The organism is Stieleria magnilauensis (genome assembly GCA_007753675.1).
GTDB lineage: Bacteria > Planctomycetota > Planctomycetia > Pirellulales > Pirellulaceae > Stieleria > Stieleria magnilauensis.
The window spans coordinates 8,312,851-8,335,385 of the sequence record CP036432.1 but is presented as its reverse complement, the minus strand read 5'-3'; the positions used below and the strand labels follow the sequence as shown (position 1 = coordinate 8,335,385).

At 60.1% G+C, this 22,535-nt stretch carries 17 protein-coding genes; 10 read left to right on the top strand and 7 right to left on the bottom strand.

The window, feature by feature from the left end:
- Together TBK1r_RS30045 and TBK1r_RS30040 are read right to left on the bottom strand one after the other, a co-directional pair.
- On the bottom strand, positions 1-1,596 hold the full coding sequence (locus tag TBK1r_RS30045; protein ID WP_145218871.1) for a BamA/OMP85 family outer membrane protein: 1,596 nt from the start codon (positions 1,594-1,596) through the stop codon (positions 1-3).
- On the bottom strand, positions 1,596-3,185 hold the full coding sequence (locus TBK1r_RS30040) for a BamA/OMP85 family outer membrane protein (RefSeq protein WP_419580533.1): 1,590 nt from the start codon (positions 3,183-3,185) through the stop codon (positions 1,596-1,598). Before TBK1r_RS30040 ends, TBK1r_RS30045 begins: the two co-directional genes overlap by 1 nt.
- A 245-nt stretch (positions 3,186-3,430) precedes the next feature.
- Between TBK1r_RS30040 and TBK1r_RS30035 the strand changes: the two genes are divergently transcribed.
- Positions 3,431-4,321 (top strand): diacylglycerol/lipid kinase family protein, encoded by an 891-nt coding sequence (locus TBK1r_RS30035; RefSeq protein ID WP_145218869.1) that lies wholly within the window; start codon positions 3,431-3,433, stop codon positions 4,319-4,321.
- 148 nt (positions 4,322-4,469) lie between these two features.
- Here TBK1r_RS30035 and TBK1r_RS30030 read toward each other — a convergent pair whose 3' ends face one another.
- Complete coding sequence (locus tag TBK1r_RS30030; RefSeq protein ID WP_145218867.1) at positions 4,470-6,161, bottom strand: Y-family DNA polymerase; 1,692 nt, start codon at positions 6,159-6,161, stop codon at positions 4,470-4,472.
- Positions 6,067-7,170 carry an ImuA family protein gene (locus TBK1r_RS30025; RefSeq protein ID WP_145218866.1) on the bottom strand — a complete coding sequence of 368 codons (1,104 nt, stop codon included), beginning with the start codon at positions 7,168-7,170 and terminating at the stop codon, positions 6,067-6,069. Before TBK1r_RS30025 ends, TBK1r_RS30030 begins: the two co-directional genes overlap by 95 nt.
- A gap of 230 nt (positions 7,171-7,400) precedes the next feature.
- Between TBK1r_RS30025 and TBK1r_RS30020 the strand changes: the two genes are divergently transcribed.
- Positions 7,401-7,646: a LapA family protein gene (locus TBK1r_RS30020; protein WP_419580532.1), complete on the top strand. Its 246-nt coding sequence runs from the start codon at positions 7,401-7,403 to the stop codon at positions 7,644-7,646.
- A gap of 18 nt (positions 7,647-7,664) precedes the next feature.
- Here the strand turns inward: TBK1r_RS30020 and TBK1r_RS30015 are convergent, their stop codons facing one another.
- On the bottom strand, positions 7,665-7,949 hold the full coding sequence (locus tag TBK1r_RS30015; protein ID WP_145218861.1) for a hypothetical protein: 285 nt from the start codon (positions 7,947-7,949) through the stop codon (positions 7,665-7,667).
- A gap of 190 nt (positions 7,950-8,139) precedes the next feature.
- Between TBK1r_RS30015 and TBK1r_RS30010 the strand changes: the two genes are divergently transcribed.
- The 4 genes from TBK1r_RS30010 to TBK1r_RS29995 all read left to right on the top strand — a co-directional run bounded on the left by TBK1r_RS30010 (position 8,140) and on the right by TBK1r_RS29995 (position 12,437).
- A complete protein-coding gene (locus TBK1r_RS30010; RefSeq protein WP_145218859.1) occupies positions 8,140-8,553 on the top strand; it encodes a hypothetical protein in 414 nt (137 codons plus the stop codon).
- Positions 8,523-9,851: a PDZ domain-containing protein gene (locus TBK1r_RS30005; RefSeq protein ID WP_419580531.1), complete on the top strand. Its 1,329-nt coding sequence runs from the start codon at positions 8,523-8,525 to the stop codon at positions 9,849-9,851. The genes TBK1r_RS30010 and TBK1r_RS30005 overlap by 31 nt, the downstream gene beginning before the upstream one ends.
- 21 nt (positions 9,852-9,872) lie before the next feature.
- Positions 9,873-11,015 (top strand): A/G-specific adenine glycosylase, encoded by a 1,143-nt coding sequence (mutY, locus tag TBK1r_RS30000; RefSeq protein ID WP_419580530.1) that lies wholly within the window; start codon positions 9,873-9,875, stop codon positions 11,013-11,015.
- Between the two features lie 111 nt (positions 11,016-11,126).
- Positions 11,127-12,437, top strand: coding sequence for a cytochrome-c peroxidase (locus tag TBK1r_RS29995; RefSeq protein ID WP_145218855.1), 1,311 nt, complete (start codon positions 11,127-11,129; stop codon positions 12,435-12,437).
- A 316-nt stretch (positions 12,438-12,753) separates the two neighbouring features.
- On the opposite strand, the gene TBK1r_RS29990 is transcribed toward TBK1r_RS29995, so the two are convergent.
- Both TBK1r_RS29990 and TBK1r_RS29985 read right to left on the bottom strand, forming a co-directional pair.
- Positions 12,754-13,350, bottom strand: a complete 597-nt coding sequence (locus TBK1r_RS29990) for a hypothetical protein (protein WP_419580529.1) — start codon at positions 13,348-13,350, stop codon at positions 12,754-12,756.
- 112 nt (positions 13,351-13,462) lie between these two features.
- A complete protein-coding gene (locus tag TBK1r_RS29985) occupies positions 13,463-15,094 on the bottom strand; it encodes a sulfatase (RefSeq protein WP_145218853.1) in 1,632 nt (543 codons plus the stop codon).
- A 147-nt stretch (positions 15,095-15,241) separates the two neighbouring features.
- Here TBK1r_RS29985 and TBK1r_RS29980 point away from each other — a divergent pair, with 147 nt between their 5' ends.
- From TBK1r_RS29980 to TBK1r_RS29965, 4 genes are all read left to right on the top strand, one after another.
- Positions 15,242-17,509 carry a serine/threonine-protein kinase gene (locus TBK1r_RS29980; RefSeq protein ID WP_145218851.1) on the top strand — a complete coding sequence of 756 codons (2,268 nt, stop codon included), beginning with the start codon at positions 15,242-15,244 and terminating at the stop codon, positions 17,507-17,509.
- A gap of 9 nt (positions 17,510-17,518) precedes the next feature.
- Positions 17,519-19,645: a hypothetical protein gene (locus TBK1r_RS29975; RefSeq protein ID WP_145218850.1), complete on the top strand. Its 2,127-nt coding sequence runs from the start codon at positions 17,519-17,521 to the stop codon at positions 19,643-19,645.
- Positions 19,638-21,491, top strand: coding sequence for a GTPase domain-containing protein (locus TBK1r_RS29970; protein WP_145218848.1), 1,854 nt, complete (start codon positions 19,638-19,640; stop codon positions 21,489-21,491). The genes TBK1r_RS29975 and TBK1r_RS29970 overlap by 8 nt, the downstream gene beginning before the upstream one ends.
- 309 nt (positions 21,492-21,800) lie before the next feature.
- Positions 21,801-22,532 carry a MotA/TolQ/ExbB proton channel family protein gene (locus TBK1r_RS29965; protein WP_145218846.1) on the top strand — a complete coding sequence of 244 codons (732 nt, stop codon included), beginning with the start codon at positions 21,801-21,803 and terminating at the stop codon, positions 22,530-22,532.
- Positions 22,533-22,535: the final 3 nt, after the last annotated feature.

Here is a 22,535-nt window from a genome sequence, read left to right as displayed (position 1 = left end):
TTACCGAATCAAACTCATGTAAAAGCTGAAGATACGCTCGTTGTCAAAGTCAGACTTGTTGACCGGGTAGGCAAAGTCGAACGCGAGCGGGGCCGGCCCGAGCGCCGGGATTGCCACACGCAAACCCAAACCGGGCGCGACACGAAACGAGTCGGCGTCCAGTTTAACACTGCTTTCCACGGTACCAAAGTCACAAAATGCGACACCGCGAAAGGCGTCGTCGGCCGTGATCGGGAACATGTACTCGACGGAATTGAGAAATTGGAATTCCCCCCCAACGGCAACGAAGGGATTTCCGCCCGTACCGCCCACCACGGGGCCTGCACCGCGAAAATCGAATCCTCGCAGCGTCGCGTAACCGCCGGCGAAGAAGTTTTCGAAGATCGGCGTGTCGTTCCCGCTGAATCCGACTTGGGTGCTGTACGAGAAAGTTTGTTTACCACTGCCGTCGGCTCGCGACGCCAGCAACCAGTACTTGCGATACTCCACTTCGATCCGGGAGTAGTCGTAATCGCCGAAGGTTTCTTCGAACTGGAACTGGAAATAGTGACCCTGGCTGGGCTGAATCGGACTGTCGCGGGTGTTGTGCGTCAGCGTGATGCTGCCGCTGTACAGTTCGTTGTCACCCTGGGCGTCGGTCAGCTCCTGGTATTCGGCCGCATCACCCGGCGACAGGATCGCCGTGTTGAGCGTCCGAACCCGACTGAGGTCGACATTCTGGCCACTGATGCCGACAGCCAATGACAAGTCGGGCGTGATGCGATAGCCCAGCGAGAATCGACCGCCGAGTCGGTTCTCATCCCAGTCGTCGTAACGCCGGTCGTAAAGGAATCCGCTGGCTGAGAAACTGATCGGCAAGTAACCGAACAAGTTCGGGTCGGCGAACTGGACACTGTATCGATCAAAGTCGCTGCCCGGTGCGGCTTCCAAGCGAAAGGTTTGCCCGGCACCACGGAAGGCGGTCCCGCCGAACAGGTCTCGGAACGAGCGCGGCCAACGCATGATGTCGAAGTTTCGTTCGTCGATCGTGATCTGTCCGGTCACCCCGGCGTCACTGTTGACCGCACCGCCGAACATGATCCGTCCGGTCCGTGCGGGAAATCCGTTGACGATCAAGTCCGCGACGCGAACGTTAGGCGTGTAAACCGGATCGGTGCCGATCGGCGGAAACGCGGTGCCACTTCCGGGAACCGATTGACCGGGTTGGAGCACGCGTTGACGCGGCCCGAACTGAGTCGGCGGAAACGTCGTCTGCGGCGCCGCCTGTTGCGGCACCGGCTGCGGCACATAGTTTTGTTGCGGCGCGTAGTTTTGTTGCGGCGCGTAGTTTTGTTGCGGCTGAACGTAGGTCCCCGTCGGCGGGTTGTATCCCGGCGGATAGTTCTGGGCGTTGGCCGAGGAGGTCCAGGCCAGCGCGGTGCAGGCGAGCACGGCGATTGGAACCGCCAGGGCACGTGCCATCGGCGTGTTGATGGCGGCTCGCCTGGCCAATCGTTTCGGCAAATCGATCGATTCCATTCGGGTTGATTCGCTTGCTGGTGTCAGGGGTGATGGAAAAACGTTGCGGTCGGTGTCGGTGCGGGAGGGATGATTCATTAAAACGCATCCTCCCGAGGATCGACGATAATGTCAGGCGGGTCGGCGATTTGCGGATTGGTTTCCAGCAACTGGCTATTGCTCATGCGTCGTCGACCGATTTCCAGCAGTCTGCGGTCGATGAAATCACCTTCGCGCATCTCCAACATGTTCAACATCACGGTCTCCCGCATCAGGTGCGGTTCGCCTTCGATGTTGACGCGGATCTCGCCGATCTTCCAACGGTCACCTTCTTCGATCTGATAGACCAAGTCGACGGTGTTCTCTTCGTCACGCATCACGGTCTTGGGCTGGACATCGGCATAGATGAATCCCAGTTCGCCGTAGCCGTAAACGATCTCGCCCACGTCGCGTTTCAAGATGGTGCCGTCAAACATGTCGCCGGCCTTCAGTTCCAAACGCTGCCGCAGTGAATCCTCGGTGACGAATTGATTGCCGATGATTTGCACGCTGTTGATTTTGAAACGTTTGCCTTCGTTGACCACAAACGTCACGTCCATCCATTTGCCGTCTTCGCTGTAGGAGATTCGCCGACCGACGGTAGCGGTCAGGTAGCCGAGGTTGTGATAGGTCGCGGCCAAGATATCGACGTCGCGATCGATCTTGGCCATGTTGGCGACGTTGAAGGTGTAGTAGCCGAATTTGAGAAACGGTCCACGGCTCTTGATCAGTTTCTTCAGCCGGGCTTCGCTCAACAAGGTATTGCCGATGACATTGATGCTAGCGATTCGTTCTTTGGGTCCCTCGTTGATCCGAAAGATCACCATGCCGGGTTTGTTCTTGAACCCGATCGTCGACGTGATCGCGACCTGGTTGAACCCTTCGTCCTTGTAGTAGTCGATCAATCGCCGGCGGGCCGATTCGACGGAGAACTCGCTGAGCGGATCTTTGACTTCCAATCCGGCGCGACCCTTCAGATCGCGGTCATTGACGCGGTTGTTTCCGTGAAAGGAGATCGCGGAGATCAGGGCGCGTTCATGCACCACAAACGTTACGTCGACCCCGGCATCGTTGTCTTTGGTTTTGAAAGTGACATGGTCAAACGATTTCATTTCGTTCAACCGATGGACGTCGCCGAGCAAGACTTCGCGGCTGAAAAACCGCCCTTTCTTGGTCTGCATCTTTTGCAGGATCTCATGCTCGCTGAGCGCTCGATTGCCGACAATTCGAACACTGGTGACGACCTTGTCGCCGTGTTCGCGGCCGATCGGCAGGGCATCCTGGTTGTGGACGTGATCGCGGAACTTGGGACGCTCGGCCGGTCCTGCCGGACCGCCGCTCTGAGGACCTCCGCCACCCATGCCGCCGCCCATTTGGGCCGCCGCAGGCAGTGAAAACGCCAAACAGACAACCCCCGCGATAAACGCAGTGAAGCATTTTTTAGCGATAGGGCGCGAGCCCTCTGGTGTCTTGGCAACGAGGAGGGACCGGAGGGCTTGCGCCCTGCCGCTGAGAGCTCGTAATTGACCGGCAATAGATGCTTCACCGCGTTGCCCCGCGATCATCGCGGATGCCGACGCGCCGCCGGCGATCTTGCACCAGCGGATTTCGGTCTCGGGGCATCCGTGCGTATTGATTCGTTGTGTCATTAGACGAAGGCAAACCGTTTCGACGAGGAAAACGCAATCCGTCCGTGGATCGTGTTTGGGCCACCGCGCGGTCATTCACAGCTCGCGCGATTCATGGCGTGAAAGGGTGTTACCAACGGGGCAAGTGCCAAGACAAGGCAGATTCCCCCAGCATCTTGCGTGAATCTGGTTGGAATCTTCGAAGAATGATGCGACAAAGAGGGTCAGGTACCCGAGAGTCAAGCACATTTTCCGCACCGAGAGCGATGACGTTGGACGTGATTTTGTTTACCAGCCCCAAGGCGGGCAGCGGTGCGGCGCGCGAACAATTGCCCCGGTTGGCCGAGCTGCTCGCCGCCGCCGGGATCGAGTACCAGACGGTGACCTGCCCCCGCGAACTGAACGCCGTTGCGACGCGTCGGCGTGAAACCGGTGTTTCACAACCGGTCGTGGTGGCCGCCGGCGGTGACGGAACGATCAGCCTGGTCGCGTCCAGCACGTTCCCCGAAACGCCACTGCTGCCGATGCCGATGGGCACCGAAAACCTTCTGGCGAGGTACCTGGGGCAATCCAACGCCGCCGAAGCAGTGATGAAAACACTGACCGAAGGACGCGCGATCCAGATCGATGCCGGGGAAGCCAACGGACGACTGTTTCTGATCATGGCGACGGCCGGGTTCGATGCCGAAGTCGTCCGCCGAGTGCACCTGCGACGCAAAGGACACATCCGTCGCCACAGTTACCTGAAACCGATTTGGCAAACCTGTCGGGCCTATCGATTTCCCGCCATCCGCGTCGCGGCGATCGACGTCTCCGGCGAAGTCATTCAACAACGCCAGGTCGGCTGGGCGATGGCGTTCAACCTGCCGTGCTATGCCGCGGGACTGCGGATTCATCCTTCGGCAGCCGGCGACGACGGAAACCTGGACCTGATCACCTTCGCCGGTCGCGGGCTGCTGAGCGGATTCGGCTACGCGCTAGGCATCGTGACGGGAATGCACCGAAGGTTCGGCGGCGTCCAAGAGAATCACGTGCTAAGCCTGCGATTCGAATCCGACCAACGCGTCGCCTATGAACTCGACGGTGACTACGCCGGACGACTGCCACTGGAAATCAAAACGCTGCCGCAGAGAGTTCGGTTGTTGGTTAGCGATTAGCTGTTAGCTGTTAGCTGTTAGCTGTTAGCTGTTGACAGGAATTTGTTTTGCAGCGTGTGCGTTTTTTTCAAGTTTCAAGTTTCAAGTTTCAAGTTTCAAGTTTCAAGTTTCAAGTTTCAAGTTTCAAGTTTCAAGTTTCAAGTTGAAACTAAAAAAAACGTCCATGTAAAAACCATTCCCCGCTCTTTAACTCTCGAAACACCCACCAAACGTTTCCGGTTTCGGTTTCGATGCGGTAGTAATCGCGGCGAATCGTCGGGCCGTCCCACCAGCCGGTTTCGATGCGTTCGGGGCCCCAGGCAAACGCGACGCGGTGCAGCGCACCTTCGAATCGGAACGGTGGCAGGGCTTGAAAAGGATTGGCGGCGTGGGCGGGCGATTTTTCGACCGCGGTCAAGCGAACGGGTTTGCGCAACAATTGCATCGGGCGGCGGCGTGCATCGTCACGGCGGGGAGCGTGAAAGGTGGAACGCTCGCCCGCCGTCTTTCGCCGAGCGGGTTGTTTCGATGGCAACCGCCGCAGCGCCTTGCGGGTCCGATGATCGGTCAAGGAATAGGTTCGAAACGCTTTCTCCGGCAACGGATTTTCACTCAATCGAACACCCAAGACCGCATCGCGACCGAGGCGACCGGAGAGCGTGTCGACGAGCCGGGCGAGGGAACGATCGGAGACTGCATTGTCACCTAACCCAAAGGCTTCGTCGGCGAAGAGCGCGTTTTGCTGTGTCCGCAGCGGGCCGCTCTGCAAGACCGACAAGGTGATCTTGGTGATCGGTGACGCGACACGCAACGATTCCAAACTGGAGTTGATCAAGCAATGAAGATGTTGTTGATCTTGGGTCGGGGCGAACATGCCGATCACCGTAGACAGCGGCGCCCGGTCGACGAGTTCTAAACGACACGCCACACGCAACGCTCCGCGCTGACACGCCGCCAAACTCGCCACGATGGACTCCGCCAGCCGCCCCACCCGATCCATCACAATCTCAAGATCATCCGTCGGGTATTCCAATTCATGGCTGCTAAGGTGCTGTTGTTCGGCATGGTGGACTTCCAACGGGATCTCGACTTCGCCCAAGATTTCGGCAATCCGTTTGACGATTCCGTCGCCCAAGCGTTGGGCCAGTCCGCCGCGGGGAAGTCGCAGCAATGCGCCGATGGTTTCGATCCCCAATCGGTCAAGGGTGTGTTTGATTTCCGATTCGATCCGCAGCGCGTTGACGCTCAAGTGCAGCAAATCATCGACACCGCGTGTCGAAATCACGGGGTCGTTGACGTCGTAATGGGCCAGCGCCCAAGCGGCGGCGGCGTGATCGGCGATGGCCAGTTTGCCGACCCATCCGAGTTCGGCCAGACAGCGCCCGGTGGCGTCCAGGATCCCGGCTTCATCTTCAAACAGATGCGTGACCCCGGACAGATCACAAAACAACGTGTCGGGTTCCAGCAAAACCTGACCGGCCCAAAGTCGTTTGCCGAGTGATTCGATCGCGACGAGCGGGCTGATTTGATGTTGCAGGGCATCGGCAACGCGTCCCAAGGCCATCGAATCCGCGATCGGATCATGCTCGGCGGTGATCGGGGTCACGCCGGCGGAACCGGCAAGCTCCGTCGCTTGGGCGATCGCGATGCCGGTGCGAACGCCCATCCGCCGCGCCGCGGCGCAGCAGGCGACGACCAGCCGTCCGCGGCGGTGATCGTTCTTCCAAAGGATCAGCGGTGCCGCGCGGTTGTCCGGTGACGCATCACTAGGAAGCGGTTCGAGAGTCGCGTCGCGCCGCCACTCGCTTTGCAATCGCTGGATGGGCCAGTTGCGAAGCCAGATGCTCAGCAGCCGTTTCATGCCGTTTCGTCTGTGGGCCGGTGGTGGTGGAAAGCGGACGGATCGTTGCCGCATCGATGATTTGCAGCGCAAGCTGCCTGCCGACCGCACCGCCACGAACACGGTCGAGTGTGACCGAAATGACTTCGAAATCACGCGTGCGGCGGGTGACCGAACGCGCCAGTTCACGCCGCTGCTGCGACACATAAAACTGGACTTCGGCGAAGCTGGGTTTTCCCCGCGCGGCAAACCCACGCACCAGCAACCCCGGCGTTCGACCGCTTTCGGCCGCCAATTGCAAACGTCTTGCGTCACGATCGTCGACTTGCATGGGCAAAGAAGCCCAGACGGCCGCGGCGGCGCCGGAACGCAGCGATTGATCGATCGCCCAAATCGCATCGGCACCACTGCGGGGACGCAACAGAATCATCCGCTGGTGCGGCACCCCCATCGAGACGGCCGCCGGCGGATAGAACGTGCCGCTGCAATCGACGATCACCAGCGGTCGACCGGGAATTTGACGCAAGCGATTCGCCGCGGCAGCCATCGCCAACGATCCGGCGGCGGCACTGTCGTGGGCGGCAATCCATTCAGTCAGCGTCGACGGGTGCAAACCGCCGGTCGGCAACCACTGATCCATCGCTTCGCAGCCGGTCGAAAATCCTCTCCCATCGCTTTGCCGCGCCGTGCTGATGCACCCGACCTTGGCCCGCAATGATTTCAAGATCGCCTCGCGGCTGGGTGGCTCCGATTCGTTTGAAATCCCCCGGCTTGCGGCGGCGTCCGGGCCCGTCGCCGATTCTTGATGGCAGGTCCGCGTGTCGACCGCCGAACTCCGACCCGACGGGGCTTGTTTTTCCTCAGCCGGGGGAAGATCCTGGGCCCGTCCGGTGGCGGCAAACGGCGCAGGTTCGCTAGAGATGTGAAGGTTCGCGCCGGCAGCCCGACCCTCGGCAGCCCGACCCTTCGCTTGGGGCGGGGCGACCGCGGTAGCCTCCATGAACGAAAAAACTTGCTGCTGATTGGCCATTACGATTCATCCCGAACGAATGGATGCAAAGAAAGTCTGGGCCCGCATCCGACGCTAGCATAACGAATGCTAGCATTTCGGGCTCATTTTTTACCGTTCCCGTTTCAGCGGGCTGACCGCTCGGCACGACTAGTTCACTGGACAGTTGGCACTTCGCCGGCTATTCGGCACTTCCCTCAACCTTTCGCACTTCACTGGACACTTGCATCATGGCGCGATTTCGATGGTTTTTGATCATTTCCGGCGTGTTGGTGCTGATGATCTTTTCGCTTTCCAACACTCAAAGTGTTTTGCTGCGGATGCCGCTGGTGTTTCATCGGGAAGTTCCCTTGGCGATGTTGCTGGCGATTTCGGGCCTGATCGGATTTATGGTCGGTGCGATGTGGACGGCTTGGATGCTGCACCGGAAAAAAGAGCGGCTAGGCAAATCAGGTAAAAAAGACAGCCAGCCGGAGGGACCGGCAGGTGGCAGCTAAGCGGCTGACAGGCGGGGTTTATTTTCCGCGTCGAGCGGCCATTTCCTGGCGTCGCTTGGCGACCAGTTGGTAACGGAGCAGGACCAGGCGGGCCAAATCGCCCATGTGGTGAATCCCGTCGTCGGCATCGGCGTGATTGCGGTTCTCACGGGGGGTGCGATCAACAACCGTCGACGTGGCGGTTCGGGAGTGGGAAACGACGGGGCTGGCGGCAACCGGGCTGGCGGCCACCGCAGCGGAATTCACGGCGACGGGGGTGCTGGGGGCGAGCGAGCAGGGGTCGAACAGCATCATTTGAGTCATGGCAAAAGCTCCGGCGAAACAGGCCAAATACGTCTCGAATGAGCGATGTCTCATTCGTTGGCTGAATCATCGAGAGCGGCATGACACGTCCGGTCACACCCAACGTGACTCTGTGCGAATCCACAAAAATCGTCTAGAATCTCCGGGACAGACATCCCCAATCATTCCCAATCTGAAAAGGCTTTTCAGCATGGCAGCCGCCGAAGACGAAATCGATTTCAAAATTTCACCGGACGACCAGGACGAGCACAGTTTCGTCTCCATTTGGAACATCGCGTCGGCAACCTGTGACGGTCAGCTCGCCGAGACCCGCGCCTTGGCCAGCAAACTGTTGAATTTCCTTTGCAAACGCGATTGCGACTTTGTCGTTTGCAGTTCCGCCAACATCGAGTACCTGGACGAAAAATTCGAATCCGACAACAAGATCCTGTACGACTGGAAACCGGAAAGCGAGCATGTCGACATCATCGCCCAGCACGCCGAAGTGCCGGGCAAGGCGTTCATGTCGTTCTTGAAAACCCACAAGTTCAACCCCGAGACGAAATACAACCCGCGCCGTGCGGACCGTGTCGAGTGGTTCAACGATCGCTGGTGCATCGGTTAGCGGAGAACGATTTGATCTTGGACGCCCCTGGCAAGCATCGACTTGACCGCTACGTCGCCGGCTTGGTCTGGGCGGCGTCTCTGATCCTCGTTGGCATTCCGGCCACCGCTCAGGTTCCCACAGCTCAGGTTCCCACCGGACCGGCTGCAGCGCAGTCATCCAAGCCGCCCGCCGCGGCAGCGTTGGCTGAGCAGAACGCCGAGCAGAACGACACGCCACCGGCGGCCGACGAGCCGCCGCGCCGGGTTCCCCGCGATGAGCGGACGCTCGAGTACTGGGCCAGCCAGCTGTCCCACGAACGCTTTCTCCGCCGCCAATCGGCGCGCCGCCACCTGATCGACGGCGGACTGGATTCCGTCCCGGTCTTGCGCGACATGCTCGACGGCGGCGATTTGGAAACGGTCGAAAACGTCATCCTGATCTTGGCGAAAGTCGCCGAAGACGAACCGCCGTGGCAGACCGATGGGGCGCTCGCAACGCTGGAATCGATCGCCGCGACAAGCTTTGGCACCAAAGCCACGTTGGCCAAGTCGACACTGGAATCGTTCGCCGAATCGCGTGGCCGCGAAGCCAGGGTCCAGCTCTCCGGCGCCGGCGTCTTCATCGGCATCGACACCGTCGCCTTGGCCTCTCGCAGCACCTCGCACGAGATTGTTCGGATCAACCGGCAATTCAACGGCGACATCGAAGCGCTGGCCTGGTTGCGTTGGATTCGTGAGATCGATTTTGTCGTCATCGAAGACGCGATGGCGACAGCGGAAACACTGGCCGCGGTGATGAAGATGCCCGACTTGACGACGTTGGTGATCGCCGATTGCGAGCTGACGGTGCCGGCCGTCCAGACGTTGCAACAACGTTCGCGACTCGATGCGATCGAATTGCGGTACGTGCGTCTCAATGAAGAACTGTTGACCGAACTGACCCGCGTCCGATTGCGTGATGCCCTGCACTTGATGGGCACGGGGGTTTCCGAACAGCGTGTCGAACGGTTGCGTGTCGAAATGCCGGGGCTGGACATCACGCTGCGTCGCGGCGGTTTCTTGGGCGTGATGTGTCGCACGACGCTGCAGGACACCTGTGAAGTCAGCCAAGTCACGCCCGGCAGCGGCGCCGCGGACGCCGGCTTGCAAGCCGGGGACGTGGTCATTCGAATCGACGACGCCAAGATCACTCGGTTTGATGATCTGCAACAACAGATCAACACGCACATTCCCGGCGACGAGATTGCGATCCGCTACCGGCGTGGCAACGAAGTGTTTGACACCATCGCAACGCTGAAGAAACAGCAAAACCAATAGAGCCCCAGACGACGCGACACCTTGCCGACTGAGACCCCGCCACACCACGACGATTGGCAGCAGACCCGCTGGCGAACCGGATTGCGTCGCAAGCTGCTCGCCTGGTTTTCAAACCATGCCCGGGAAATGCCGTGGCGCAGCGATCCGACGCCGTACCACGTTTGGGTCAGCGAGATCATGCTGCAACAGACCCAGGTGGCGACGGTGTTGCCGTACTACCGACGCTGGATGAAATCGTTTCCCACCGTCGCCGATTTGGCCGCCGCCGAAGAGTCCGAGTTGATGCGTCACTGGGAAGGCCTGGGGTATTATCGTCGCGTCCGATCGATGCACGCCGCCGCCAAGCAAATCATGACCGAGCATGGCGGCGAGTTTCCCTTGGACTATGAACAAGTGCTGGCGCTGCCCGGCGTCGGACGTTACACCGCCGGTGCCGTGCTCTCGATCGCAGCCGGCGCAAAACTTCCGGTGCTCGAAGGGAACACGCAGCGTGTCTACAGCCGATGGATCGCACTGCGGGTCCCGCCCACCGATCGCGACGCCAACAAACTGTTATGGGACGTAGCCACTCGGATGCTGCCCCGCAGCGGCAGCGGACAATTCAATCAAGCGGCGATGGAACTGGGCGCGTTGGTCTGTCTGCCCAAGAATCCGAAATGCGACCAGTGCCCGGTTCACAACCACTGCCGCGCCGCCGAACTCGGTCTACAGGCCGAGATCCCAGGAAAGATCAAACGCATCGCCTACGAGGATCGAACGGAATTCGCGCTGATCCTCAGCCGCGAACAACGAGGGGCGACGCAGTACCTTGCCCGCCCGCTGCCCGATGGCGGACGCTGGGCGGGGCTTTGGGATTTCCCCCGTTGCACCGACGCGGCGACCGAATCGGTCGACGCGGCGGCCGGCTGGCTGTCGCAGCAATTGGGCGCAGAAGTTGCCGCCGGAGTTCGGCTGCAGACCCTTCGTCATGCGGTCACCAAGTTTCGCATTTCGCTGCACGTGCACCAAGCAGCATTTTCAAATGCCGTGGCAGCCCCAAAATCACCGGCACCGTGGCAATGGGTCTCACTTGACCAAATCCGCACACTGCCGTTGAGTGTCACGGGCCGAAAAATCGCCGATTTCCTGGTCGATGACGACCAATCAATTTTGCCGCTCAGTTAGAGTGAACGTGGCGTAAGCTTCCAGCTTGCAATCCAGCTCGACCGCAAGCTGAAAGCTAACGCCAACGACTCCATCCGCTTTCCATCCCACCTTCGAGAGCCCACATTCACGATGTCAAAACCGAAACGTTCTTTGTTGCGATCCCTGTTTTCGCTGACACCGATTTGCCTTGCTTCGATCGGCCTGGTTTCGGTCGGCCTGGTTTCGATCGCCAACGCCGAGCCGCTGGACAGTTCTGCCCCATCCCAGTCCGCCCCTTCCCCATCCGCCACGATCACACTCGGCGAAGACCATTCGCTGCTGATGGGGATCCCGGGCAGCGGAAAACTGACGTTGCAAGAAGTCCGCGACTGGCTGTCCCAACCGAAGCAACATGAAACGTTATCGGTCACACTGCCCAAGGGGCTCAGCGCCGCCCAAGGAAACATCTTCATTCCGGAAGACAATCCCCTGACGCGGGCGAAGATCGAACTCGGGCGTCAATTGTATTTCGATCCCCGATTGTCCAATGACAACACGATTTCGTGTGCCTCCTGTCACGACCCCGCCCAAGGATACGGCGCCCAGACCCAGTTCGGCGTCGGGGTGCGTGGTCAAGAAGGCGGTCGGAATTCACCGGTCGCCTACAACCGCATTGTCAGCCAGGCCCAGTTTTGGGACGGCCGCGCCGCCACCCTGGAAGAGCAAGCGGTCGGCCCGATCGCCAACCCCATCGAGATGGGCAACAACCACGAAACCTGCGTCGCCGATTTGGCCGCCAATCCGATCTACAAGCTTCAGTTCGAGAAGGTGTTTGGCGACGGCGTGACGATCGACAATGTCGGCAAAGCGATCGCCGCGTTCGAACGGGCGCTCGTCACCGGACCGGCACCCTACGACTACCAAAACGATCTGGACACGTTTGAGAAACTGTTCGCCGACGACCTGGAGTACTTGGACGAAGAACCAGAGTTGAAGGCCCAATACGATGCAATCAAGGCCGCGATCGCGGAGAACCCGATGAGCGAATCGGCCAAGCGGGGGATGAAGCTGTTTGCCGGAAAAGCGAACTGTGCCACCTGTCATGCGGGGGCGAATTTCACCGACGAGCAGTACCACAACTTAGGTGTCGGCATGGAGGCGGACGAACCCGATCTGGGACGTTACGAGGTCACGAAAGAAGAAAAGGACAAGGGAGCCTTCAAGACACCGACGCTGCGAAACATCGCGCTCTCGGCGCCTTACATGCATGATGGCAGCCAGAAGACCCTTCAAGAGGTCGTCGACTGGTATGACAAGGGCGGACACAAGAACCCTTGGTTGAGCGACAAGATGAAGGTGCTGAACTTGACCGACCAGGAGAAAGCTGATCTCGTCGCCTTCATGAAAGAAGGCTTGACCGGCACGTTCCCCAAGATCCAAACGGGACGTTTGCCCGAGTAGACGGGCATTCCGTGAAACGGGGTGCATCATGTTAGCGGCAGGGCGCGAGCCCTCCGGTCTATCAACGCATCTTCGATGCTGCCACCGGACGGCTCGCGCCGTTCCGCTAACACCGCCGTTGCCAAGGCCGCCAGGACGCGTCGCGAACCGGCTGATGTCAATCGACGTTCAGCCGTTTGGCGCAAGCCTTCGTGTCATTTGTTAGCGGCAGGGCGCGAGCCCTCCGGTCTGTCGACGCATCTTCGATGCTGCCACCGGACGGCTCGCGCCGTTCCGCTAACACCGACATTGCCTTGAGGGATTCCCCGTCAACGTCTCACCAGGTCAACAAACCGTTCGAGTCGCCGTCTTCTTCCCAGTGGCGTCGGACTTCGCGTAGTCCATACGCACACATTTCGAAGTGCTCGCTCATGCGGTGGATCAGCTCCGAAGACGGTCGGTCGGCGCCGCCCTCGATCTCCGCGGCAATCGCGTAAGCGCGTTTGCCTTGGCGGCAGTAATCGATCAACTGATCCGGCGATTCACCGCGATTCTTCTTGGCCGACAAACTTTCCGGATACATGCCCGACCAGAACAACGTGAAATCGCCGACATGCCGATAGACTTCGCGCTTGGCCAGACCGATCCGGCGTTCGGCTTCGGAAATCATTTGCACGACGTGCTTGGTTCGCATGCCGTCGCTTTGTCGTAACGAATACAGCGAATCGACTCGCACAAATCGCAACATCAAATCGCTGACGTAGTCGACCAGTTGGACGTCCGCGACACCGAGTTTGGTGTGAAAGATAAACTCACTGATGCCGCGAAAGAATCGCTCGACCGTTGAACCACACAGTGCATCATGATCAGGTCCGCCCCCACCCTGTTCATCGTTACCGTGCCTATCAGGACCGTGACTGGAATCTGACGCCATGATGGATCTCCCGAAATAGAACAGTGCGAATTACCCGTTTTCGCGATGTCGTCTTTCGACAGCTAGCGGCAAGGCCTGGATGCCGTCAAGACCAATTTAGCATACTCAAAAATCAGTCGTTCGCACGAAGACTTCCCCACCAATCCGGATTTGGTTGCCAATCGGCCTCCAGAATCCGAGAATGGAATTCCTCCAGCCGCTGTTTCAATTTGGTGTGTTTTTCCGCGTAGTAGGCTTCGGTGGTTTTCGGATCGTAGCGTGGATCCGGTTCGGGCCGTTTCGCGTCCACATCGTTCAACCAAGTGTCCAGTTGCTGCCACATGGAAGCGGCGCGGGCGGGCTGGGTGCGTGACAGATCACTTTGTTCGCCGGGATCACTTGCCAGGTGATACAATTCGTTGCGTCCGTCTTCGTAGTAATGAATCAGTTTCCAGCCGTCCTGGCGGATGATCGCGTGCGGTTCGCCGCCTTGATTTCCGTAATGGGGGTAATGCCAATACAACGGTCGGTTGGGGATGGTGCCACCGGTCAACAGCGGCTTGAGACTGACGCCGTCTTGGTGCTGGGTCGGCCGCAGCGGCAGCCCACACAATTCCAGCAGCGTCGGGTAGAGATCCGCCCCGGTCACCGGCGTGTCGTTGGACGATCCGGGGGGCACCAAGGCCGGATAACGAATGTAAAACGGTTCACGAATCCCGCCTTCCCATTGCCGCCCCTTGCCGCCCCGCAGTGGCAAATTGGACGTGCAAAACGCATCCCCCGACGAGACACCGCCGTTGTCACTGGTGAAGACCACGATCGTGTTGTCCGTCAAACCGTTTGCGTCGATCGCATCGAGCACCAGTCCGACGGCGTTGTCGACGGTTTCCACCATACCGGCATAGACAGGGTGGTCTTGGACTTGGCGGACCGGCAACGTGCGATCGACTTGAAAACGTCCTTGCCCCTCGGGCAGCTCCGGGGCGAGCTTGCGGTATTTCTCCCACAGCGTTTTGCGAGTCTGCACGGGACCATGCACACTGTAGAACGACAGCATCGCGAAGAATGGTTTTCCGTCTTGTTGGTTGATGTAATTGACCGTCTCTTGGGCCAGACGCATCGGCAGCGATTCACCGTCGGGACCGCTGCTGAGCACCGGGTTGTCGTACGGGGCAAAGTAGCCTCCCGGTGGACTGCCCTTGTCGTGTCCGCCCTTGTTGACCTGGTAGCCGTGGTCGGTCGGCCAAGACCCCTTGTCACCCAGGTGCCACTTACCGGCAAAAAACGTGGCGTACCCGCCATCGCGAAGCGCCTCGGCGATCGTCACCTCGTCATGCGGCAAGTCGTGCACGTACTCCGCCGACAACAGGCGGTCGGGCCGCTTCCAATCGAGTCCCGTTTTGGCCCCGATCCAATCGGTGATGCCGTTGCGTGCGGGAAAGGTCCCCAATTGAATGCTCGCGCGGGATGGGCTGCACACACAACAGGTTGCGTAGCCGTTACGAAAACGCATGCCTCGTTCGGCGATGCTATCGATCCGCGGCGATTGGTAATACCTGCTTCCTTCACCGGACAAGTCGATCGCCCCCATGTCATCCATCAGGATCAGCACGACGTTGGGTTGTTCGGCGAAAACCTGCGATGAACCGAGGCACAGCGAGCCGATCAAGCCGCTGAGAGACAAGCCGATCGAAAACGTCAGTGATTTGATTCGCGGTGATTTGAGTCGCGGTTTTCGATCGTTCAAGACGAACCGAGCAGTCATGGAAATGGCCGGGGCAGACGAGGAGTCGGGCTGGGAGGGTTGCAGCAGACTATCATAGTCGAATCTCGCGAGTGCTTGGCCTTGGTGGGGGACAAGCGAAATCGGCAGGCCGCTCGCGCGGTCCTCTCCGGTTCGTATACTGTGACGATGCCCCAAGACAACGGAACACGCAGTCAAGAAACACGCTCGAAGTGGAAAACACTGGACGGTTCCCCCCGCGCGCGGCGGGGCCTCGGCCAGTCGACGATCATGAGCGTCGTTCGGCAGGCCCCGGTCGGCCCCTTGTCGCCGGTGATTGCATCCCTGGTCGTGGCGGTCTTGTTAGGGGTCACTCTGTATGTCGGCTGGTTGGTGCGTGAAAGCGTCCGGGGCAGCATTCGCAATTCGTTGGAAACCGTGCTGGCGGCCAACATCAACGCGCTGCAACTGTGGCTCGCCGACCAGCGTGAAACGGCAAAGCTTTACGCGGCCGAAGAAGGACTGCGCGGTTACGCGATCGAATTGTTGCAACAGCATTCCAAAGCAACCCAACCGTCAGGCCCTCATCAGTCAGCGATCAAGCAGGCGTCCAACCGTTCGGAATACTTGCAAGCCCTGACGGCTCGACTCCATGACGCCGGCTACCTGGGTTGGGCGATCGTGGATCCGTTGGGTGGCGTGCTTGATTCCAGTGACGCCCGATTCAACGGCGGCACCATCCCACTGGGCCAAGAATTGTTCGCGCGATTGACCGCCGGTACCGTGTCCGTGACACGCCCGTTCGAAATCGAAACGCGCCGCGTCAGCGATGGGGAGACGCCGTCCGGTCCGATGGCGGTCATGTGTGCGGTCGCCCCCGTTCGAGACGACCTGAGGACGACCGGCTCGGTGGCGTTGATGATCGATCCGTCGAAACAGTTCAGCAAGATCTTGTCGGTCGCGCAGATGGGCAGCACGGGTGAAACCTATGCGTTTGATCGTCACGGGGTGATGATTTCGAGCAGCCGTTTCGAATCCCAGTTGACCCAGGCGGGATTGTTGTCGTCAGGCGAAACGAGCCCGCTGAAGATTCATGTCCGCGATCCCGGCGTCGACATTCGCGTGCAGAACTCGGTGCCCGGAGAACCGGCGACGTGGCCGCTGACGTTGATGGCGGACAACGCGACGCGTGGAGGGGTCGGTTCGAATGTGGTCGGATACAACGGCTATCGAGGCGTTCGGGTGGTCGGCGCGTGGACTTGGCTTTCCGAATATCATTTCGGCATCGCCAGCGAGTTGGAGGTCGACGAAGCGTTTGCATCGCTGCAAATTCTGCGTAATTCCTTCCTCGCACTCTTCGGCGCCGTCTCGATCGCCGCGGCGATTCTGTTGGGATTGGTTTGGATCACACGACCTCGCGACATCAACGCAGACCGAGTAGAAGAACTGAAACGACGACTGGGACAATACGATTTACAACAGCGGATCGGACGCGGCGGCATGGGCACCGTGTACTTGGGCGAGCATGGTTTACTGGATCGCAAAGTCGCCATCAAAGTCCTTGAAAATGCCGATGCGACCGAGCGATCGTTGGCCAGGTTTCAGCGTGAAGTTCAACTGTCGGCACGCTTGAAACATCCCAATACCGTCGAGATCTATGACTTCGGACGAACCGACGAAGGCACGTTCTTTTACGTCATGGAGTATGTCGAAGGGATCTCGCTGGAACAGTTGGTGGACTACTACGGACGCCAACCGGCCGAGCGGGTGATTTACCTGTTGCTACAAATATGCGGGTCGATCGCCGAAGCCCATGCAGCGGGCTTGATTCACCGCGACATCAAACCCGCCAACGTACTGTTGACCTCCCGTAGCGGGATTCACGATTTGATCAAAGTGCTCGACTTCGGGTTGGCCAAACAGATCGACCACGACTCGATGCAATTGACGCGCGTCGATTCGCTGACCGGCACGCCACTGTACATGTCCCCCGAATCGATCCGTGATGCCGCCTCGGCCGACGTTCTCAGCGACATCTATTCGATCGGTGCGGTCGGCTATAATCTGCTCTGCGGTCTCGCTCCGTTGGAAGGCGAATCGGCGACCGACGTGTGCGCCAAAAAGTTGCATGAGGAACCGGAATCTCCCGAGCGACGCATCGGCGTGCCGCTGGCGAAGGATCTGCAACGGGTCTTGCTGCGCTGCCTGCATCTGGATCCGCAAGCCCGGCCCCAGTCCGCTCAGCAACTGGCCGGCGAACTGCTAGCTTGTGCGGACAGTCCCCATTGGACGCAAGCGGATGCTGCTTTATGGTGGCGTGAGATTTTCGACGGCCCGTACTTGGACGATTTTGAACTGAGCGAAGACAACCCATCGGCCGAAGGCACCCAAGGTGACACCGCCGTGAACGAAAAACGTCCAGCGGCAAGCCCACTGGCCCAATCAACGGCGAGCTGAACACCGGATATGTTTGGTCAAAAACGACGAAAACCCCCGACGCAGGTCGACTGGCCTCGTTTGAAAGCGTTACTCGAAGACGATGATCGTCGAGCCGCCGTCGAACGCCTGTACCCCGACCCACGCAACGAAAGTTACCTCTCGGCACTCCGCCGCGTCCAACCCGATCTGGCCGGCGATGTGGTTTCACTGGGACGTCAAGTCTTTCACGGTGCCCGCTTGGCCGATTACCCGACCCTGGCCGTCGCCGGGATGCTCAACAGCGGCAAGACCAGCCTGGTCGCGGGGTTGCTCAGCCGGCACGGTCGTGCCCGCACGCTGCGCGGTGTCGCCAACCGCCAAGGCACCCACCGATTCGTTTTGTGGCTGCCCCAGAAATGGCGTGAAGAACCCGCGTTGTGGCAGTTGTTGCTGGAAGATTTTGGTGATGCCGTCGGTCACTCCCCCGAGCTGTTGGCCGAAATGCCCGAAGAGGCGCACGAACAATACAACAACCGCAGCGGCGGCGTCGACGCGTTGGGCGTCCCGCTGGTCGCGACCGATCCGGCGTTGGATGATTTGGGGATCGGATTGCTGGATTGTCCCGACATCGTTTCCGATGAAGTCTTCGGAGTCGGGTCGCCGGAGCGGAGACGTGAACTGCTGGGCAAGGCATCGACGTTCTGCAGCGCCTTCCTGGTCGTGTCGACACCCAGCATGGCCCGCGACCGTTCACTCGGCGACATTCTGCAAACGATCTCGGATTTGATGCCCGGCATTCCACGTTTGCTGGCGGTCAACAAAATTCGTCCCGGACAGACCCCCGAAGACGTGTTGGAATCGTTCGAACCCCAGGCCAGCAAGTTCGGCGTCGAGCGAGTTTACGGGGCCTACGATTACGAATTGCCCAAGAGCGAACCCTTCATCCCGAAATCGGCCAAGGACGGGGACCAGGAAATCACGATCGAAAACCCCAGCGACGATCCGCTGCCCATTTTCTTTTCGCTCTCGACGCAGCCTGATGAGAACCCGCCGGCAGAAATCGGCAGCGATCGTTTATTGACCCATCTGACGCGCGAGTTGGATCGCCCGGAATCGTCGGATCGTTTTTTGATGGGACGTCACGCCGCACTGCGTCGCGCGGTTTGGGACATGGGGTTGGCCGCGGTCGAAAAGGACGCCGAGCAATCGCTGCGGTTGACCGAGCGGGCGCGGCAAACGCTGCTGGACACCACGATCAGCCTGTTCACGAAACAGACGACCGGGGGTGCGATCACGGAGGTTCGGATGCACCAATCCGAACGCATCGTCCGGCAGTTGGCCGACGCGTTCTGCGAAGCGGCGCCCTGGTACGCGCGCTGGGGGGTCAAGATCAACACGTTCATCCAAGGCCGCACCAAGGCGGCGTCCGATTTGTTCAAGCAGTACGTGCCGACCGCGATGGCGGAGCGTTATGCCGAATCGATCAAGGAAAAATTCAAGTCGAAGAAGGTCGGCCAACTCGTCGATCCGGAAGACCTGGACACGTCCCTTCGACGGTTCGGCGCGCCATTGACCTTGCCCCATTGGTTTGAAGGTCAAAATGATCCGATCGATCCCGCCGAGTGGACCCAGGCGATGCACGAGGTGTTGAGAACGTTTCATGAGAACGATCGCGTGGTGTTCGACAGCGATCAATTGCGGAGCGTGGCCGAAGAGATGTGGCGTCAGATCCCGCGTCACAAGAAGTTGGCCTTCGGGTTGACGCCGCTGGCGGCACTGTTGGCCACGTTCGGAAGCGTCTTGATGTTGCCGGTCGATTTCGGCGCCACCGTTCTGGTTGCCAACGCCTCGGTCGTCGAACTGCTGGCCGCCGCCGGGCTGACCGCTTTTTCAGCCTACTGGGCCGGCGGAAAGACGGCCCAGACGCTCAGCACCCAGGCCGCGGTCGAACAGATGTCGATGTTCTACGTCTTGCTGTGCCACCAAATCGGAATCGATCCCGGCAATCCGCTCCCCTCGATCCGTCTCAAACAGACCAACATTCTGTTCCCGACTCCGAATGTAAAGGTCGGCGTCGATGGCGGAGCAAACGCGACGCTCGCGGTCTATCGTATGAACCAAACGTTTCGTCAAGAATTGAACGGGATCCTGCCTCGCGAGTCCAAACATGCATGAATCCTCCGCAGACACCGTGACCCCTGACGACGAGTTTTTGAACCGGGTTCGTCGCGCCGGCGCCTCGGTCTTGGGTGACAGCGAAACGGGACGTCAAGTTCGATCGCTTTGCGAGGAACACGCCCGCGCGCGTCTCTTGATCTCGCAAGATCGGGCCGCCGGGGCGCTGGTGTTGGCGGTCGTGGGCGCGACCGGACAAGGCAAATCATGGTTGATCCGGCAATTGATTCGCCGCTCGCCGCTGGCCGCTTCCATCCGCAGCGGCAACAATGCCGACCAGGCGACGGAGGAACTGGTTTGGGTCGGCCCGCATCCGCCGGTGGATTTGGACCCTCGCTTTGAACGGTTCGTGCGAGTTTCCTCGGCCGACATGGAACCGATCGGCACGCCTTACATGCTCGTCGATGCACCGGGGGCGACCGACAACCGGCAAGGGATCGCCGACGTCGCCAAACGGGCGCTCTCGTTGGCCTCGGCCATCGTGTTGGTCGTCCGTCGCGATCAGATCCGTGGGCAAACCCCCGCCGCACTTGCGGTGGCCAGTGAAGGCACCATCGTGATCCCCGTGATCAATACGATCGGTGTCGACGACGCGGCGCTGCATGCGGACATCGATGCCTTCCTGGCGAACCTGCGGACCGCCGCACCCGAGAGCGTCATCGCCCGTCCGGTTCAGGTCACCGATTTTGAACTGGGCGGCGAAAGCGAGCAACAGATCGGCGCGCAAGCGGCCACCGAGCTGCTCCGCCAATTGAAAATCGAATTGGAAAACAACCCCGACAGCGATCGACGCAAATCGACTCGACTGGCTGCCTTGGACGGTCGCTTCCGATCCGCACTCAGCGCGCTGTTGGCCGACGAACTGCCCGGCCTGACCCGGGCGGTCAATCGGTTGAACGACGAGGCGACCAAACTGCCGGGCGAAGTCGCACAAACGCTGATCGGCCCCGACGGGCCGATGCAGGCCGCCGTTCGCAGCCGTTTGCGTTTGAAACTCTTAACCTCGACCGGTGCCATTTGGTTTCCCTACCGTTCGGTCCTGGGCCTGTTGAACCTGACGCACGGGGCCTGGGATCGCGTGCTGTTGTCGCTTTCGGGATCGCTTCCCTCGCTGGTCAGTACGATCTGGACCTCGACGCGCAGTCTGACGTCGGATCGCAATGCCAACGACGAACTTCGCGACGGGCTGCAACGCCGTAGCGCCGCGGCAGTCACCGATCGACTCGGGCCGCTGGCGGGACAGTTTCGAGAGGAGCTGGCGTTGCTGAGAAACGCCGATCAGGGTGACGACGGCAAATCTCTCCCCGGCGAACCGTTGCGCGTCACGTCACACTCCGAAACCCAACACGTCGCCTCGCTTGCCGGCATCGATGCCCTGCAAGAACGCTCGCACAAGATCTTCGAAGACGCGGTCGAGCAGAACTCGATCTCGCAGTCGACCGCCACGATCATGGCCATCGTCGGCACGCTGATCTTTTGGCTGCTGATGGCCGGCCCGTTTGTCGCCCTGTACGGCGAATACCTGAAAGCCAGTTACGAAACCCTGATCCAGGTCTCGGCGCAACAAGCCGGAGAGCCGCACCATCCGTTGGAACATTTTCCCAAGCCGGAATTTGCGATGGTGCTCACCAGCCTGGTGCTGTCGTTATTGCCGACTGCGATTTTCGCCATGATCGCGCTGTCGGTCGCACAGTCCAACGGCCGAACGCAGCGCGCCCAACAAGCCATTCGCCAGGGTCATGAAGAAGCGATCACGCAATTGCAACAAGACCGCGTGCTCCGACTCCGCTGGGACGATCCGCTGTTGACCGACGCGGAGTTCCTGGTGTCTGCCGGTCGACGCTAGCGGACTGTCGGTTGAAGCCCGCATGCGTAAGCAAGGGGCCACGCGGTGCCCTCTAGTTTGGGCCCGTAGGCTCGCGCCAAACGGCTGATGATCGGTTGACATCAGCCGGTTCGCGCCAGCGTCCGGGCCTCCTCGTCCTTAGACTAACCTCGCGGTTTTGAGCACGAGCCCTCCGGTCTTTCAAGCTGCGCACCGCGGAAACCAAAACCGCTCACGCCTTCCGTGCCGACAGTGTTTCGCGGCGGCGGTGAACTGATACACTGTGCATCCTCGTTCACCGCTTCTTGACCACTCATCCACCAGCCGATCATGCCGCAGGGATTGCCCCTCCACCTTGATGTGTTGCTTGCCCAAGGAAATACCGACGAGGCGGCCGAGGGCGCGGGCTTGCTGGACATCGTGCTCAGCGGTGGGATCGTCGGCGCGGTCATCTTGGTGGTGCTGCTTTCGCTCAGCTTTTTGGCGGCCTATCTGGTGTTTGACCAGGTAATGACGCTGCGTCGTGGTGAAGTCTTGCCGGAAGGGTTGAGTGAAACCGTCCGCCAGGCCTTGCTGACCGGCCGGTTGCAGGAAGCCGATGCGGCCTGTCGGCGTGAACCGAGCGTTCTGAGCGTGGTGCTGCTGTCGGGGATTGCAGAAGTCGATTACGGCTGGCAGGGCGTTGAAAAGGCAGTCGAAGACGCGCTCGCCGAGCAGTCCGCTCGAATGATGCGGCGGATCGAGTACCTGTCGGTGATCGGCAACATCGCCCCGATGGTCGGGCTGTTGGGCACGGTGACCGGGATGATTTTTGCGTTCCAGCAAGTCGCCACGACGCGGGGAGCGGCCGGTGCCGGTGACTTGGCCGAAGGGATTTACCAGGCGTTGGTGACCACCGTCGGCGGCTTGGTCGTCGCGATTCCCGCGTTGGCGGCCTATGCCGTCAGCCGCAACCGCGTCGACACGCTGATCGCGGACGTCGCGTTCCAAGTCCAGCACGCGTTGGCCCCCATCAAACGCCGCCCCACCAAGAACGTCGCCGCCCCCAAACGGTCGTCGTGAGCG